Source organism: Rhizobium sp. BK602 (genome assembly GCF_014195095.1).
Taxonomy (GTDB): domain Bacteria; phylum Pseudomonadota; class Alphaproteobacteria; order Rhizobiales; family Rhizobiaceae; genus Rhizobium.
Map to the genome: position 1 here is coordinate 21,066 of NZ_JACIBC010000008.1, position 15,845 is coordinate 36,910.

General features: G+C 63.1%; 15 protein-coding genes. 10 read left to right on the forward strand and 5 right to left on the reverse strand.

Annotated elements, in window-relative coordinates:
• Nucleotides 1–122 precede the first annotated feature (122 nt).
• On the reverse strand, nt 123–359 hold the full coding sequence (locus FHX11_RS23480; protein ID WP_034522129.1) for an Lrp/AsnC ligand binding domain-containing protein: 237 nt from the start codon (nt 357–359) through the stop codon (nt 123–125).
• A 178-nt stretch (nt 360–537) separates the two neighbouring features.
• Here FHX11_RS23480 and FHX11_RS23485 point away from each other — a divergent pair, with 178 nt between their 5' ends.
• Together FHX11_RS23485 and FHX11_RS23490 are read left to right on the forward strand one after the other, a co-directional pair.
• Complete coding sequence (locus tag FHX11_RS23485; protein ID WP_184361669.1) at nt 538–1,821, forward strand: FAD-binding oxidoreductase; 1,284 nt, start codon at nt 538–540, stop codon at nt 1,819–1,821.
• Nucleotides 1,822–1,857: 36 nt separating this feature from the next.
• Complete coding sequence (locus FHX11_RS23490) at nt 1,858–3,393, forward strand: aldehyde dehydrogenase family protein (protein WP_184361672.1); 1,536 nt, start codon at nt 1,858–1,860, stop codon at nt 3,391–3,393.
• 27 nt (nt 3,394–3,420) lie between these two features.
• Here the strand turns inward: FHX11_RS23490 and FHX11_RS23495 are convergent, their stop codons facing one another.
• The 4 genes from FHX11_RS23495 to FHX11_RS23510 all read right to left on the reverse strand — a co-directional run bounded on the left by FHX11_RS23495 (nt 3,421) and on the right by FHX11_RS23510 (nt 6,872).
• Nucleotides 3,421–4,746 carry a glucoamylase family protein gene (locus FHX11_RS23495; RefSeq protein ID WP_184361675.1) on the reverse strand — a complete coding sequence of 442 codons (1,326 nt, stop codon included), beginning with the start codon at nt 4,744–4,746 and terminating at the stop codon, nt 3,421–3,423.
• A gap of 129 nt (nt 4,747–4,875) precedes the next feature.
• Nucleotides 4,876–5,445: a TetR/AcrR family transcriptional regulator gene (locus FHX11_RS23500; protein ID WP_184361678.1), complete on the reverse strand. Its 570-nt coding sequence runs from the start codon at nt 5,443–5,445 to the stop codon at nt 4,876–4,878.
• 8 nt (nt 5,446–5,453) lie between these two features.
• The gene (locus FHX11_RS23505; RefSeq protein WP_184361681.1) at nt 5,454–5,918 is read right to left on the reverse strand and encodes a nuclear transport factor 2 family protein; all 465 of its coding nucleotides are present in this window, start codon (nt 5,916–5,918) and stop codon (nt 5,454–5,456) included.
• 90 nt (nt 5,919–6,008) lie between these two features.
• A complete protein-coding gene (locus FHX11_RS23510) occupies nt 6,009–6,872 on the reverse strand; it encodes a DMT family transporter (RefSeq protein ID WP_184361685.1) in 864 nt (287 codons plus the stop codon).
• Between the two features lie 107 nt (nt 6,873–6,979).
• Between FHX11_RS23510 and FHX11_RS23515 the strand changes: the two genes are divergently transcribed.
• The 8 genes from FHX11_RS23515 to FHX11_RS23550 all read left to right on the forward strand — a co-directional run bounded on the left by FHX11_RS23515 (nt 6,980) and on the right by FHX11_RS23550 (nt 15,845).
• Complete coding sequence (locus FHX11_RS23515; protein ID WP_210292570.1) at nt 6,980–8,401, forward strand: PLP-dependent aminotransferase family protein; 1,422 nt, start codon at nt 6,980–6,982, stop codon at nt 8,399–8,401.
• 138 nt (nt 8,402–8,539) lie between these two features.
• On the forward strand, nt 8,540–9,265 hold the full coding sequence (locus tag FHX11_RS23520) for a GntR family transcriptional regulator (protein WP_184361691.1): 726 nt from the start codon (nt 8,540–8,542) through the stop codon (nt 9,263–9,265).
• A 59-nt stretch (nt 9,266–9,324) separates the two neighbouring features.
• Entirely contained in the window at nt 9,325–10,572 is a 1,248-nt protein-coding gene (locus FHX11_RS23525) for an MFS transporter (RefSeq protein WP_184361694.1), read from the forward strand.
• Between the two features lie 122 nt (nt 10,573–10,694).
• A complete protein-coding gene (locus tag FHX11_RS23530; protein WP_246781131.1) occupies nt 10,695–11,501 on the forward strand; it encodes an amidohydrolase family protein in 807 nt (268 codons plus the stop codon).
• 90 nt (nt 11,502–11,591) lie between these two features.
• A complete protein-coding gene (locus FHX11_RS23535) occupies nt 11,592–12,248 on the forward strand; it encodes a response regulator transcription factor (RefSeq protein WP_184361700.1) in 657 nt (218 codons plus the stop codon).
• Entirely contained in the window at nt 12,245–13,624 is a 1,380-nt protein-coding gene (locus FHX11_RS23540) for a HAMP domain-containing sensor histidine kinase (protein WP_184361702.1), read from the forward strand. Before FHX11_RS23535 ends, FHX11_RS23540 begins: the two co-directional genes overlap by 4 nt.
• Before the next feature lie 100 nt (nt 13,625–13,724).
• Nucleotides 13,725–14,408, forward strand: coding sequence for an MtnX-like HAD-IB family phosphatase (locus FHX11_RS23545; RefSeq protein WP_184361707.1), 684 nt, complete (start codon nt 13,725–13,727; stop codon nt 14,406–14,408).
• A 15-nt stretch (nt 14,409–14,423) separates the two neighbouring features.
• Nucleotides 14,424–15,845 (forward strand): aminotransferase class III-fold pyridoxal phosphate-dependent enzyme, encoded by a 1,422-nt coding sequence (locus tag FHX11_RS23550; protein ID WP_184361710.1) that lies wholly within the window; start codon nt 14,424–14,426, stop codon nt 15,843–15,845.

The window sequence follows — 15,845 nt, forward strand, 5'->3', positions numbered from 1 at the left end:
GAAATCTTGTGCCCGGCCCCTCACCCTAGCCCTCGCCCCGCTTGCGGGGAGAGGGCTAGGGTGAGGGGCCATGCCGAGGAGTTCTATATCGAAGGCGATGCCTGTCTCGTCGGCCGGATCTCTCAAAACGCCCTGAAGGTCAGCGTCGTCAGCGAGCGGACGATGCCGGGGATGTTGGCGATGTTGTCGTTGATGAACTTGCCGATGTCCTGCTCATCCTTGATGTAGACCTTCAGCAGCAGGTCGTAGTCGCCGCTGGTGGAATAGAGTTCCGAAACCAGCTCCGTCTGGTAGATGGCGTCGGCGACCTCGTAGGTCTTGCCGGGGGCGCATTGGAGCTGAACGAAAATGGGCTTCATGGGACGATCCTGATTCTGTTTCGGCGGCGGAGCCGGCCGGTGCATCGCTCTATAATGGTCGAAAGCGGGATCGCCATGCAAGTTTTTCTCTATCCACCACATGTCGCTCTTATCGCTTCCGCAAGTTGAAAGGTGGCGCTAGATTGGCTCGATTCCTCTCGATAACCGGACCTATTCCATGCTGAACGACCCCCGCTCCCACGGCCTTTGGGAGAAAACCGCCCCGCCGCCACCCGCAACCGTGCCGCTGGCGGGTGAAGTTTCGGCCGATGTCGTCATCGTCGGTGGCGGCTATGCCGGTCTTTCCTCGGCGCTGCATCTGGCGGAAGCGGGCACCAGGGTCGTGCTGCTGGAGGCCAATGAGATCGGCTTCGGCGGCGCGGGGCGCAATGTCGGCCTGATCAATGCCGGCATGTGGGTCATGCCGGACGATCTGCCCGGTGAGCTCGGCCCCGTGCATGGCGAACGGCTGCTGGAGATGCTGGGCGGGGCGCCGAAACTGGTGATGTCCCTGATCGAGAAGCACGCCATCGCCTGCGAGCTGGAGCGCAACGGCACGCTGCATTGCGCGGTCGGTGCCAGCGGATTGAAGGAAATCGAGGAGCGCGCCCGCCAATGGAGCAAGCGCGGCGCTCCCGTTTCTGTCCTCGACGCCGACGAGACGGCGCGGCGGGTCGGCACGTCAGCCTATGCCGGCGCCCTGCTGGATATGCGCGCCGGCACGCTGCAGCCGCTTGCCTATGCGCGCGGGTTGGCCCATGCCGCGGTCAAGGCGGGTGTGACGATTCATACCGGCAGCCGGGTGACGGAAACCGAAAAGGCCGGCGGACGCTGGGTTGTCCGGACGGACGGCGGCAAGGTAAGTGCCGACTGGATCATCGTCGCCACCGATGCCTACAGCACCGGCCCGTGGGAGCAGGTGCGCAACGAACAGGTGCATTTGCCCTATTTCAATTTCGCCACCGTACCGCTCGGCGACAATCTCCGTAAATCCGTACTGCCGGGCCGCGAGGGCGCCTGGGATACGAAGGAGGTCCTGTCGTCCTTCCGCATGGATCAGGCCGGGCGCCTGGTCATCGGCAGCGTCGGCGCATTGCGCAATACCGGTTATGCCATCCACAGGAATTGGGCACGGCGGACGCTTCACAAGCTGTTCCCGCAGCTCGGCGATGTGCCGTTCGAATGCGAGTGGTACGGCAAGATCGGCATGACGGAAAATGCCCTGCCGCGCTTTCACCGCTTCGCGCCGAACGTCATCGGCTTTTCCGGCTATAATGGTCGCGGCATCGCGCCGGGCACGGTCTTCGGCAAGACGCTTGCGGATCACATCCTCGGCCGGCTTTCGGAAGCCGATCTGCCGCTGCCGCTCACCGATCCTCAGGAGCCCGGCCTTCGTGCGCTGAAGGAAGTATGGTACGAAGCCGGCGCCCAGGCCGCGCATTTCGTCGATGCGAGAGTCTAGCCGGGCTTCGGATCACTGAAAGAAGGGGTAAGCGACATGGCCGCCACACTCGATCTCGCCACCGAGGTCAAAGCAATCCTCGGTGAACTCGGCGTTGCCGCCGATCGCTATACGGGCGGAACGCTTGCCGTCACCTCGCCGGTGACCGGGGCCGAGATCGGTCGGCTGAGGGAGCATTCACCTGCCGAAGCGAAGGCTGCAATCGACAAGGCACATGAAGCGTTTCTCGCCTGGCGCAACGTGCCGGCCCCGAAGCGCGGCGAGCTGATCCGTCTGCTCGGCGAGGAGCTGCGGGCCGGCAAGGCGGCGCTTGGCCGCCTGGTTTCCATCGAGGTCGGCAAAATCACCTCCGAAGGGCTTGGCGAAGTGCAGGAGATGATCGACATCTGCGATTTCGCCGTTGGCCTTTCCCGCCAGCTTTACGGCCTGACCATCGCCACCGAACGCTCGGAACACCGGATGATGGAGACCTGGCATCCGCTGGGGGCGATCGGCATCATTTCTGCCTTCAATTTCCCGGTCGCCGTCTGGTCGTGGAATGCGGCGCTGGCGATCGTGTGCGGCAATTCCACCATCTGGAAGCCTTCGGAGAAGACGCCGCTGACGGCGCTGGCCACGCAGGCGCTATTCGAAAAGGCGCTGAAGCGTTACGTCGCCGAGGGTGGCGAGGCGCCCACGAATCTGTCGACCCTGATCATCGGCGGCCGCGATCTCGGCGAGATCCTGGTCGATCATCCGAAGGTGCCGCTGGTCTCCGCCACCGGCTCGACGGCCATGGGCCGCGCGGTCGGCCCGCGCCTGGCCGGCCGTTTCGCCCGCGCCATTCTGGAACTCGGCGGCAACAATGCCGCCATCGTCTGCCCGACCGCCGACCTCGACCTGACGCTCAGGGGTGTCGCCTTTTCCGCCATGGGTACCGCCGGCCAGCGCTGCACGACGCTGCGCCGCCTCTTCGTGCATGATAGCGTCTATGACCAGCTGGTACCGCGCCTGCAAAAGGCCTACGGCTCCGTCACCATCGGCAATCCGCTGGAGGCCGGCACGCTCGTCGGTCCACTGATCGACGCCCAAGCCTTCAACAGGATGCAGGCGGCGCTCGGCGAGGCGAAATCGGTCGGTGGTACGATCACCGGCGGCGAGCGCGTCGAACAGGGTTTGGCCGATGCCTTCTATGTCCGTCCGGCGCTGGTCGAGATGCCCGCGCAGATCGGCCCGGTCGAGCACGAGACCTTCGCGCCGATCCTCTATGTCATGAAATACAGCGATTTCGACGCGGTGCTGGCGCTGCACAATGCCGTGCCGCAGGGCCTGTCGTCGTCGATCTTCACCAACGACATGCGCGAGGCCGAGACCTTCGTTTCGGCGCGGGGCTCGGATTGCGGCATCGCCAACGTCAATCTCGGTCCCTCTGGCGCCGAGATCGGCGGTGCTTTCGGCGGCGAGAAGGAGACGGGCGGCGGCCGCGAATCCGGATCGGATGCCTGGAAGGCCTATATGCGCCGGGCGACCAATACCATCAATTACGGCCGCACCCTGCCGCTGGCACAGGGCGTGAAATTCGATGTCGCCTGACGGCGATGAGCTTCGGCAATCCCGCGATCAGGCGATCGCGGGCTTTGCCTGTTTCTCGTCCAGCCAGCCGCCGGTGAAGCCAGCGCGTTCGAGGCCGCGGCGCAGGATCGGCGATTGCCGCATCAGGTTCCAGATCAGGCCGGTGCGCTCGTTCTCGATCATCATGACAAGCAGGCCCTGGTCGATGGCGACCGAGCGGTCGTCGACCCAGCCTTCCGGGCCGGGGCCTTTGACGCTCGGGTTGAAGCCGCCGGGGAAGCGGCCGTCCAGCAGCAGGTTGGGATAGGTAGCAAGCAGCGCCTTGGTGCCGTCGAGCGCGGCCTTGCGGTCGAAGGGCAGGCAGGAGAGCGGCCCCCAGGGCGCGATCGTGCCGTCATCAGGGCCGAGGGGGGCGCCGCGCGCGGCATAGCCAAGCACCTTCGGGGCGTGCCGCCGGCTGTGCTTGGTGCCGGTCGGGTTCGGTCCGTCGCAGGCCGAAAGTCCCCAGATGTCCTTCGTATAGCCGGTGAAATGATTGGGATTGCGCTCGGTATAGTCGCGCTGGACGGCGATGGCCGTCTGGGTGTTGCTGAAATAATCCGTGCCCTTGTCGGCCATGTGGCGGTCGTTGATGCCGCGGAAATCGATCCAGGCATGCGAGAAGAGGTGGATGAACAACGGTCCGGCATAGAGATAGGGCGCGTCCTTGAACATCATCCATGTGTAGGTCGAGGTAAAGGCATCGTAACTGGAGGACGGGATGGCATGGGTGGGGGAGGCGAGCGCCAGCACATAGAGGATGATCGCCTCGTCATAGCCCTGATAGCGCCAGCGCAAGAAACCGCTGCTCGGCTTCCAGCCCATGCTGATCGTCTGGCCCTTGTTCAAGGCCCAATGCCAGTCGCAGCGCTCGTAGAGGAATTTCGCCTGCTTGCGGATATCCTTTTCGGCCTGGCTGGCACCATTGAAATAGGCGGCTGCCGTCAGGACGCCGATCAGCAGGAGGCCGGTGTCGATGGTCGACAGCTCGCTGTTCCAGGCGCGGTTGCCGGTCTCCATGTAGAGGAAGTGATAGTAGAAGCCGCGATGGCCGGTGGCGCCGCGCTCTTCGCCCTGCTGGCTATCGGCGAAGAAATCGAGCGCGGCCAGCACGCGCTTCGCCGCGTCCGCGCGGCTGATCCAGCCGCGCTCGACGGCGACCGGATAGCTCGACAGCGCAAAGCCGACGGCGGCGATGCTGCAATGGCTCGTCTTGATCGAAGTATCCGCCACCAGCCCGTTTTCCGGATTGGTGTGCAGCATGAAATAGTCGAAAGCCGACCGTTGCAAGCGGTCGATCAGCGCATCGTCGGTATCGTGGGTCTGCTGCAGCATCTCTATCCATCTCCTCGGCGCTCCCGTTTTCTGCTGAGCACAGGAGCTTGGACAGTTGCAAATCAAAGATGATTAATGCTGCCACGCTTTTGTGGACGATTGTTTAAAAGTGGGAGGGCGTTGGCGATTTCATTTGCCTTCGAGCTTCTCCGCCATTTGCTCCCGCAACCGCTCCAGCGTCCGCCCGAAAATCCCGTCATCGCCGAGCGCTCTTGTGAGCATCAAGGCGCCCTGGATGCCGATGACCGTCTCTTCCGCCAGCGCCTGTGCCTCCGCGGCGGCGATGCCAGCCCTCCTCAATGCGCCGGCGAGGGCCTTGATCCAACGGTGAAAATAGCCGCGGATCGCGCTCGCAAAACGGTCCCGCGTTTCATCGAGCGCGAAGGCGCCGATGAGGCAGATGCGACGGCCGGAGCGGAAATAGGCATTCGTGGCTTCCCACATCCGGGCGGTGGCGGCGCGCGGTTCGTCCTCCTCGAGCGGCCGGAACATTTGCGTGACGAACCAGGCATCGATATTGGCGAGAATCTCGGCCGCCATCTCCTCCTTGCCGCCGGGGAAGAAGTGATAGAGGCTGCCCTTCGACAGCTTGGTGCGCGCCGTGATGCTGCTCATCGACGCGCCCTCGTAACCGAGGTCGCGGAACACTTCGGCGACGAGGGCAACGGCGTCGGCCTTTTCGAAGATGGTGCGCGTCATGAGCGGTCTCAGAGGCCGAGATCGGAGAGGCCGGGATGATCGTCGGGCCGGCGGCCGAGCGGCCAGTGGAATTTCCGATCCTCTTCCTTGATCGGCATGTCGTTGATCGAGGCGAAGCGGCGCTGCATCAGGCCGTCGGCGTCGAACTCCCAATTCTCGTTGCCGTAGGAGCGAAACCAGTGGCCGCTGTCATCGTGCCATTCATAGGCGAAGCGGACGGCGATGCGGTTGCCCTCGAAGGCCCAGAGCTCCTTGATCAGCCGGTAGTCGAGCTCTCTCGCCCATTTGCGGGTGAGGAACGCGACGATTTCCTCACGGCCGCGCGGGAATTCGGCGCGGTTCCGCCACTGGCTGTCTTGCGTGTAGACCTTGGAAACACGTTCCGGATCACGGCTGTTCCAGCCGTCCTCGGCCATGCGCACCTTGGCGATGGCGGTTTCGCGGGTGAATGGCGGGATGAGCGGGCCGGTCATATTTTTCCTCCCAGTCTAGACTGATTGAAATCATATAGACCGATCGGTTTAGAATAGCAAGATCATATTATACGCCGCTTGAGGCATGGTCTATCGCGCGAATTTCTTCGCGCCCATCACGCAGGCGACGACGCCCAGGGTGACCGCGAACATGGACCAGCTGACATTCTCCTTCAGCAGCGTGGCGGCGAGCGCCAGGCCGAAGAAGGGCTGCAGCAGCTGCAATTGCCCGACGGCGGCGATGCCGCCTTGCGCCAGCCCGCGATACCAGAAGATGAAGCCGATCAGCATGCTGAAGAGCGAGACGTAGACGAGGCCGATCCAGGCCGGTTCCCCGATGCCGCCGATGGTTTGCGGCATGGTGGCGAAGCTGAGGGCGATCATGGCCGGCAGGGAGAGAACCAGTGCCCAGGAGATCACCTGCCAGCCGCCCAGCCGGCGCGACAGCACGGCGCCTTCGGCGTAGCCCAGCCCACAGACAAGGATGGCCGCCAGCATCAGCAGATCGCCGGCCGGTGAGGCGGAGATGCCCTGAGCCAGCGCATAGCTGCAGACGATGGCGCTGCCGGCGGCGGAAAAGACCCAGAAGGCCAGCCTCGGCCGCTCGCCGCCGCGCAACACGCCGAATATGGCGGTGGCAAGCGGCAGCAAGCCGATGAAGACGATCGAGTGGGCCGATGTGACATGCCTCAGCGCCAGCGCCGTCAGGAGCGGAAAGCCGACGACACAGCCGAGCGCAACGATGATGAGGGAAACGATATCGCCCCTGACCGGCCGTTTCTCCCGGAAGGCAAACAGCAGGCATAGCGCCAACACGCCGGCGATGGCCGCGCGGGCGACCGTCAGGAAAACCGGATCGAAATCCATCACCGCCACGCGCGTCGCCGGCAGCGATCCACTGAAGATCAGCACGCCCGCCAGCCCATAGATCCAGCCGCTCGTCGTCTTGTTCATACGCATACTCCTGATTTTCAGAGGCGATATCGGCGAAGTCGGCTGGTCAAGCCAGAGACGGTGCAGTACAATTCATATGAACTGTTATGGTCTATGGGGCGGTACGGATGGGCGATCTGCTGATGGCTGGCGAAAAGAGCGGGACGCGCATCGAAGGCGTGATGGCGGCGATTGCCGATCGCATCGCCGCGCGTAGCCTGGCGCCGGGCGCGCGGCTGCCGTCGGTGCGCAGTTTCGCCAAGACCATGCAGGTCTCCGTCTCGACCGTCGTCGAAGCCTATGAGCGGCTGGCGGCCGAGGGCGTGATCCGCGCGCGGCCGGGCTCGGGCTTCTATGTCTGCGGGCCGCTCGCGCCGCTGTCGCTGTCCGATATCGGTCCCAGGCTGGAGGGCGATGTCGATCCGCTGCGGATTTCGCGACAATCGCTGGAGGCGGGCGACGATGTGCTGAAACCCGGCTGCGGCTGGCTGCCGCCCTCCTGGATGCCGGAGGCGGCGCTGCGGCGCGCGATGCGGACGCTGGCGCGCACCGCCGGCGGCGGCGTGTTTGCCAATTACGGCACGCAGCTCGGCCTGCCGCCGCTGCGCCAGCTTCTGGCGCGGCGCATGGGCGAGCACGGCATTGCCGCGTCGCCGGACCAGATCGTACTGATGGAATCCGGCACCCAGGCGATCGACCTGATCTGCCGATTCCTGATCGAGCCCGGCGATACCGTACTGGTCGACGATCCCTGCTATTTCAATTTTCTCGCCCTGTTGCGGGCGCACCGGGCCAATATCGTCGGCGTGCCGTATACGCCGAGCGGACCGGACATCGAGCTCTTCGGCCAGGCGCTGGAAAGGCATAGGCCGCGCCTCTACATCACCAATTCCGCCATTCACAATCCCACAGGCGCGACCCTGTCGCCGGTGACGGCGCATCGCCTGCTGAAGCTGGCGGATGCCTCGGACCTGATCATCGTCGAGGACGATATCTTCGCCGATTTCGAGCAGATGCCCGCGCCCCGGCTTGCGGCCTATGACGGGCTCGACCGGGTCATCCATATCGGCAGCTTCTCCAAGACCCTGTCGGCCTCGGTGCGCTGCGGCTTCATCGCCGCGCGGCCGGACTGGATCGACGGCCTTGTCGACCTGAAGGTCGCCACCAATTTCAGCGGTAGCCAGCTCGCGCCTGAGATCCTGTTTTCGGCTTTGAAGGACGGCGGTTACCGCAAGCACATGGAGGGATTGCGGGCGCGGCTCGCCAAGACGATGGGCGAGACCATCCCGCGCCTGGAGGCGCTCGGCATCGTGCCATGGCTGAAGCCGCAGGCGGGCATGTTCCTCTGGTGCCGGCTGCCGGAAGGCATCGAGGCGGTCGCCGTCGCCCGCGCCTGTTTCGCCGAAGGCATCATCCTCGCGCCCGGCAATGCCTTCAGCCAGATGGACAGTGCCGGTAGCTTCCTGCGCTTCAATGTCGCGCAATCGACAGATACCCGGATCTTTGCCGCGCTGGAGACCGCGATGCGGAATTTGCGCGGGCGTGGCTAATCTCCATTGCCTGCATTGGTTCGCCGATGAGCGGAGCGGTCATGCTGCCGAATGTGCAGAACTGCGGGGATTTCCGTCCATTTCATCAGCCTGTTTCGGTCAATTGACAACTGGTTATCTAGTCATATATATGACTGTATGACCTTAGCTGATGATAGACTTCCCCGCTACCAGCGCCTGCGCGATGATCTCGCTGCAAGGATCAATCGCCAGGAATGGCGCCCCGGCGAGCCGATCCCGTCCGAGGCCGAGCTTTCGGCGACCTATGGCGTCGCCGTCGGCACCGTACGCAAGGCGATCGACCAGCTCGTTGCCGATGGTGTTGTCGAGCGCCATCAGGGGCGCGGCACCTATGTGCGGCGCGCGCGTTTCAATTCGTCGCTGTTCCGCTTTTTCCGCTTCCAGTCGGAGAGTGGAGAGCGCCGCGTGCCCGAGAGCCGCATTCTTCGGCGCGAAAGCGCTGCCGCGCCCTCGGCTGTCGCCTCGGCGCTGCGCCTGCGGGAGGGGGATGCCGTCATCTCCCTGTCGCGCCTTCGCCTCATTGGAGGCACGCCGCTATTGGCGGAGGAGATCTGGTTGGAGAGATCGCGGTTCGAGCCGTTGCTGACCATCGATACCTCCGAATTCGGCGATCTTCTTTATCCGCTCTATGAGGAACGCTGCGAGCAGGTGGTCGTTTCGGCGGAGGAGACGCTGACCGTCGAAATCGCATCGCCGCTTCACGCTCGCCTCCTGGGGCTGGAGCCTGGATCTCCTCTCGTCGTCATCGAGCGTATTGCTTTCGACCTGGAGCGACGGCCCATTGAGTGGCGGCGTTCACGCGGTCCCGCCGACCGCTTCCGCTATCACGTCGACATACGTTGATCCGCAACATCCTAGGAAAATGAACTGGCGCGCCGGAACAAGGCGCGGGGAGGAGAATAATGTCCAATTGGTACAAGGAATGCTCGCCGGTCGAGCGCAAGACGTTCTGGGCGAGTTTCGGGGGATGGGGCCTCGACGCGCTCGACGTTCAGATGTTCAGCCTGGCGATCCCGGCGCTGATCGTCGCTTTCGAGATAACCAAAGCCGATGCCGGTCTTCTCAGTTCGATCACTCTCTTTTTCGGTGCCATCGGCGGCTGGTTCGGCGGAGCGCTCGGCGACCGTTTCGGCCGGGTCAAGGCGCTGCAGATCACGGTGGCGACCTTCGCGCTGGCCACCTTCGCCTGCGCCTTTGTCACCACCTATAACCAGCTCCTGGTGCTGAAGGCGATCCAGGGGCTTGGCTTCGGGGCGGAGTGGGCCTGCGGCGCCGTGCTGATGGCCGAAATCATCCGGCCGGAAAATCGCGGCAGGGCGCTTGCCGCGGTGCAGAGCGCCTGGGCGGTCGGCTGGGGCGTGGCGGTCCTATTGTCCGCCATCGTCTTCACCTTTGTCGAGTATGAGATCGCATGGCGCCTGCTCTTTGCGCTCGGGCTGCTGCCGGCGCTTTTGATCATCTTCCTTCGCCGCGGCATCCCGGAGCCACGGAAGGCAACGGCCAAGGCCGATGAGCCGCCGTTCCTGCAGACGGTCGCGGGCATCTTTCATCCGGACGTGCTGCGTTTCACCCTGATCGGCGCGCTGTTCGGCACGGGGGCGCATGGAGGCTATGCGGCATTGACGACGTTCCTGCCGACCTACCTCCGTGAGGTTCGCCAGCTTTCTGTGCTTGGCTCCAGTGCCTATCTTGCCGTGATCATCGTTGCCTTCTTTTGCGGCTGCATCGTCAGCGGCATGCTCAGCGACCGGCTCGGCCGGCGCGCAAATGTGACCCTTTTCGCCGGCGCTTGCGCGGCGACCGTACTGATCTACATCTTCGCGCCGCTGTCGAACTGGCAGATGCTGTTTCTGGGCTTTCCGCTCGGCTTTTTCTCGGCCGGCATTCCGGCAAGCATGGCGGCGCTGTTCAGCGAGCTTTATCCTGCCGGCATCCGTGGGACCGGCGTGGGCTTCTGCTATAATTTCGGCCGGATCGTATCCGCCGGCTTTCCGCTGCTCGTCGGGTTCCTGAGCGACCGGATCGGGCTTGGCCCGGCCATTGGCATCGATGCAGCCTTTGCCTATTCTCTGGTGCTGGTCGCGGTCTTCATGCTTCCGGAAACGCGCGGCAAGGTATTTGAACAACCCACCTCCAAGACGCAATCCTAGACTTGCCCTTGAATGTCGCGAGATACCAGCATGATTGAAAGTCCGGCCGCCGCTGCCGTTTGCTTCTCGATGGCCCCGGTTTCATGGTCTCCATGTTTCCGGGAGGCACGGCGGTCGACATCATGACCCTAACCGCCTTACGAATCGACGCCCACGCGCATGTCTTCGACCGTAATCTGAGGCTCGCGGCCGGCAGACGCTACGCGCCAGACTATGACGCGCCGCTGGATACCTATCTCCGGCAGCTGGACGAAAACGGACTGACGCATGGCGTGCTGGTGCAGCCGAGTTTTCTCGGAACGGACAATTCCTATCTGCTCGACTGCCTGGAGACGGCAGGTGGCCAGCTGCGCGGCATTGCGGTGATCGATCCCGACATCCCGTTTGAGCAACTTGTCGCTTATGACAAGGCCGGCGTGGCCGGTATTCGCCTCAATCTCGTCGGGCAGGCATTGCCGGATTTTTCGACCGGGGAATGGCCGGATCTGCTGGCGAAGTTGAAGGCACTCGGCTGGCAGATTGAGATCCAGCGCAACGCCACCGATCTTGCACCGCTTGCGCGCGAATTGGTGGAAAATGGCGTCAACGTGGTCGTCGACCATTTTGGCCTGCCCGATCCACGTCTGGGGATTGCCGATCCAGGCTTCCGCTCCTTGTTGCAGCTCGGCTCCTCCGGACGGCTCTATGTCAAGCTGTCCGCGCCCTATCGCAACGGATCCGACGGGAAAGCCTTCGCCAGATTGGCCTATCCCCTCTTGCGCGATGCGGTTGGGCTGGATCGCCTCATGTGGGGCAGCGACTGGCCGCATACCCAGCATGAGAGCAGCCAGACCTATGCCGGCAACCGTGCTTTCCTCCGTGAACTGGTGGCCGACGACATCGAGGAGAGCCGAATTCTTGCTGCTTCGCAGGCCCTGTTCAGGTATTAAGCCGTTGAGCGAGCTCGACGGCCTTGCCACAAGGCCGCTTCAATTGCGGCTCACATGGGCAATACAATCACCGGCGAAGCGAGATCGATCGTGCGTGTTCTGCTTGTTGAAGACGACAATATTCTCGGGTCATCCCTGAAGAAGGCCCTGGAGAAGCATGCCTATGGTGTCGACTGGATGCGCGATGGTGAGTCCGGACTGGAGGCTGCCCGGCACTCGGATTTCGCCGCCGTCGTCCTTGACATCAACCTGCCGCGGCTGAGCGGCATGGAGGTGTTGCGGGGCATACGCCAGCGGGGCAATTCGGTGCCGGTGCTGCTGCTGACCGCGCTCGACGCGGTGCGTCAGAAGGTCGAGGGATTGGACGAGGGGGCAGACGACTATCTGGTGAAGCCCTTCGATCTCGACGAGCTGCTCGCTCGTCTCAGGGCGTTGATCCGCCGCCGCGACGGGCGTACCGAAAGCTTGATCCGCTGCGCCGATGTCGAGATCGATCCGTCGGCGATGGTGGTGCGCCGGGCCGATGCGCAGGTACACACCACGGCCAAGGAATTCCACCTGCTGAAGCTCCTGATGGAGCGCAGCGGCCGCTACGTGACCAAGAACGATATCGAATATGCGCTCTACGATGCCGACAGCGCAGTGGAGAGCAACACGATCGAAGTGACGATCTACAATCTGCGCAAGAAGCTCGGCAGCGATTTCATCAAGTCGATCCGCGGCGTCGGCTACATGATCGAGCGATGAACAACTCCACGCTCACCCGCAAGCTTTTCCTCAGGATCGCCCCGGTCGTGGTGGTGACGATCGTGGTGATCGGCGCCTTCGCCTTCAGCAGCGCGACGCGCGAAATCGACAATATCTACGATGCCCAGCTCATCAACGATGCGAACATCATCTGGGGCCTGCTGCGCCGGCCGCTGGAGCGGGAGCCCGATCGCGCCCCGAGGCAGATCGACGACATCGATTTCAACATGGACAACCAGCTCGCCTTTAACGAGGACGCCGACGATTATGCCGATGCGCATATGTTCCGCGCCTGGGACGACGGCAATATCCGCTTCTACAGCAGCACGGCGTTCCTCTCCGACGTGCCGCAGCAGAGGGTCGGCTTCACCACGCTGACCTATCGCGGCGAGGAGTGGCGCGTCTATTCGCTGCCGATACCGAATTCGACGATCGTGATGGAGGTGGGCGAGAAGATCGCCCTTCGCGAGACGCTGGTTTCCAATATCGTGCTCAATCTGTTTTTCCCGCTGCTGGTGCTGGTGCCGGTCATCGGCTTCCTCATCTGGCTCGGCATCAACAGCGGCCTGCGGACAATTCACGGATTGGTGCGCCAGATCCGCACCCGGTCTCCCGACGATCTCTCCGCCATTCCGGTCGAAGCCCTGCCGAGGGACCTCCTGCCGCTCGGCCGCTCGATCAATCAGCTTCTCGCCAAGCTCGGCCATTCGCTGACGCTCGAGCGCCGTTTCTCCGATCTGGCGGCGCATCAGCTGCGGACGCCGCAGGCCAGCGTGAAGCTGCTGCTGCAGATGCTTCACAACAGCGACAGCGAGCAGGAACGGCAGGCGATCATCGCCGATCTGGTGGCAAGCAACAATCGCGCCACGCATCTGATCGAGCAGTTGCTGAAGCTTGCCAGGGTCAGCCATCATCCGCTGAACCCTACTCCCGTGCCGCTCTATCATCTTGTGGCGTCGGTGCTGGCCGAGTTCGGCAACATCATCACCAGCCGCAAACTCGATGTCATGCTGGAAGGCGACGAGGCGGCGCAGATCGAGACGGACGAGTCGCTGCTGCGCCTGATGATCAGCAACCTGATGGACAATGCCATCAAATATACGCCGGCGGCCGGCCGGATCGAAGTTGCCGTCATGCCGGAAGGGGAATTCTGGCGGCTATCGATCAGCGACAGTGGACCGGGCATTCCCCTCGATGAGCGCGAGGCTGTCTTCCAGCGCTTCTACCGGCTCGACACGCTGCATACCGAAGGCAGTGGTCTTGGCCTGGCGATCGTTGCCGACACGGCCGATCGCCTTGCCGCCACGATAGAGCTTTCGACGCCGGTCTGGGGAACGGGCCTGCGCGTCGACCTGCGGTTGCCCCGGCAGGAATAACCAACGGCGTTGCCGTTTTCATTTTCAGATCATTCTCCGCTCATGCCGGTCTCATCCAGGGTTGCTAAACGCAACTCAAGGATCAGCGAAAGGGCGTGTCATGCAGGTGTTTTGCGATTTTGATGGAACGATCTCCATCGAAGACGCGACGGATATGGTGTTGTCCCGTTTCGCCGGTTCCGAATGGGAAGACATTGAGCGGTTGTGGAAACAGGGGCTGATCGGCTCGGGCGAATGCATGCGCCGGCAGATCGCCCTCGTGGAGGCGAGCCGCCAGGACCTGGAGGCTCTTCTCGATACCGTGCGCGTCGATCCCGGTTTTGCGGATTTCCTGTCCTATTGCCGTGGCAACCGCCTGCCGGTGACGATCGTCAGCGATGGGGTCGACCATTTCATCCGCCATATTCTGGCGCGTCACGGCATCCGCGATCTGCCCGTCGTCGCCAACGTGCTTACCCATCGCTTCGCCCAGAACCGCGTGTCCTATTCTCTGCTTCCCTCGCCCACGGCAGCCGGCTGCATGTCCGGTTCTGGCGTCTGCAAATGCCGGGTTGTCGCGAGCGACGAGCTCAGGATCTACGTCGGCGATGGGCGAAGCGATTTCTGTGTCGCCGATACGGTCGACCTCGTTTTCGCCAAGGCCAAGCTCGCCGATTACTGCAGCGATCGCGGCATCCCCTTCATCGGCTTCGAGGATTTCTCCGACCTGCTTCCCAAGATGAAGTCCATCCTTCCCGGCATGACGCGCCAACCGCGCGCATTGCTGCATTCCAAGACCGCATGAACCCGTGAGGCATGAATGAAAACCAACGTAATCGAAGCCTTCAGTGACGAGACGCAGTCGCCCGTTCGCACGGAGGCGGAACTGCGCCTTCTCGAGGAGAGCTATTGCTCGCATGGCGATACCGTACACTACACGGCCCAGCCGAAATTCTTCGAGGAGTGCGAAGGCTCCTTCGTCTACGACCGGGCCGGCACGCCATTTCTGGATCTGCAGATGTGGTATTCGGCCGTCAACTTCGGCTATCGCAACGAGCGCCTGAATGCCGCCGCGCATCGCCAGCTCGACCGGCTGCCGCAGGTCGCCTCGCAATATCTGCATCGCGAGAAGGTCGAGCTTGCGGCGATGATCGCCCAGGATGCCGAGCGCAAGTTCGGGCACAAGGGGCGCGTTCATTTCAACGTCGGCGGTTCGCAGGCTGTCGAGGATTCGCTGAAGCTGGTGCGCAACTACACCGGCGGCAAGAGCCTGATGTTCGCCTTCGAGGGCGGCTATCACGGCCGCACGCTTGGCGCCTCCGCCATCACCTCCAGCTATCGCTACCGCCGCCGCTACGGCCATTTCGGCGATCGTGCGCAGTTCATCGAGTTTCCCTATCACTTCCGCGGTCCGAAGGGCATGTCGAAGGAGGAATACGGGCATCATTGCGTCCAGAAATTCGCCCGCCTGTTCGAGAGCGAATATAACGGCGTCTGGGACCCCAAGGCCGGCAAGGCCGAATATGCCGCCTTCTATGTCGAGCCGATCCAGGGCACCGGCGGCTATGTCATCCCGCCGATGAACTTCTTCGTCGAGCTCAAGAAGGTGCTGGATCAGTACGGCATCCTGATGGTCGTCGACGAGATCCAGATGGGCGTCTACCGCACCGGCAAGCTCTGGTCGATCGAGCATTTCGGCGTCTCGCCCGATGCACTGGTCTTCGGCAAGGCGATCACCAACGGCCTCAATCCGTTGTCCGGCGTCTGGGCGAAGGAAGAGATGATCAATCCAACGATCTTCCCGCCGGGGTCTACGCATTCGACATTCGCCAGCAACCCGATGGGGACGGCCGTGGCTCTCGAAACGATGAAGATGCTGGAAGGGGAGGATTTCGGTGCCGCCATCATGGCCAAGGGCGCCTATTTCCTCGACGGGCTGAAGCAGCTGCAGAAGCGCCACGCCATCGTCGGCGAGGTCGACGGGCTGGGCTTGGCCCTGCGCATGGAAATCTGCAAGGACGACAGCTACACGCCGGACAAGGCGACGATGGACTGGCTCTGCGACGAGGGCATGAAAGGCGATATCCAGATCGGCGCCAAGATGTACGGCTTGGTTCTCGACGTCGGCGGCTACCACAAGAACGTCATCACCTTCGCGCCGAACCTGCTGATCACCCGCGAGGAGATCGACCTAGCGCTCGCTCTCCTCGACCAGCTCCTGACACGTGCGGCCCGGAGGTGA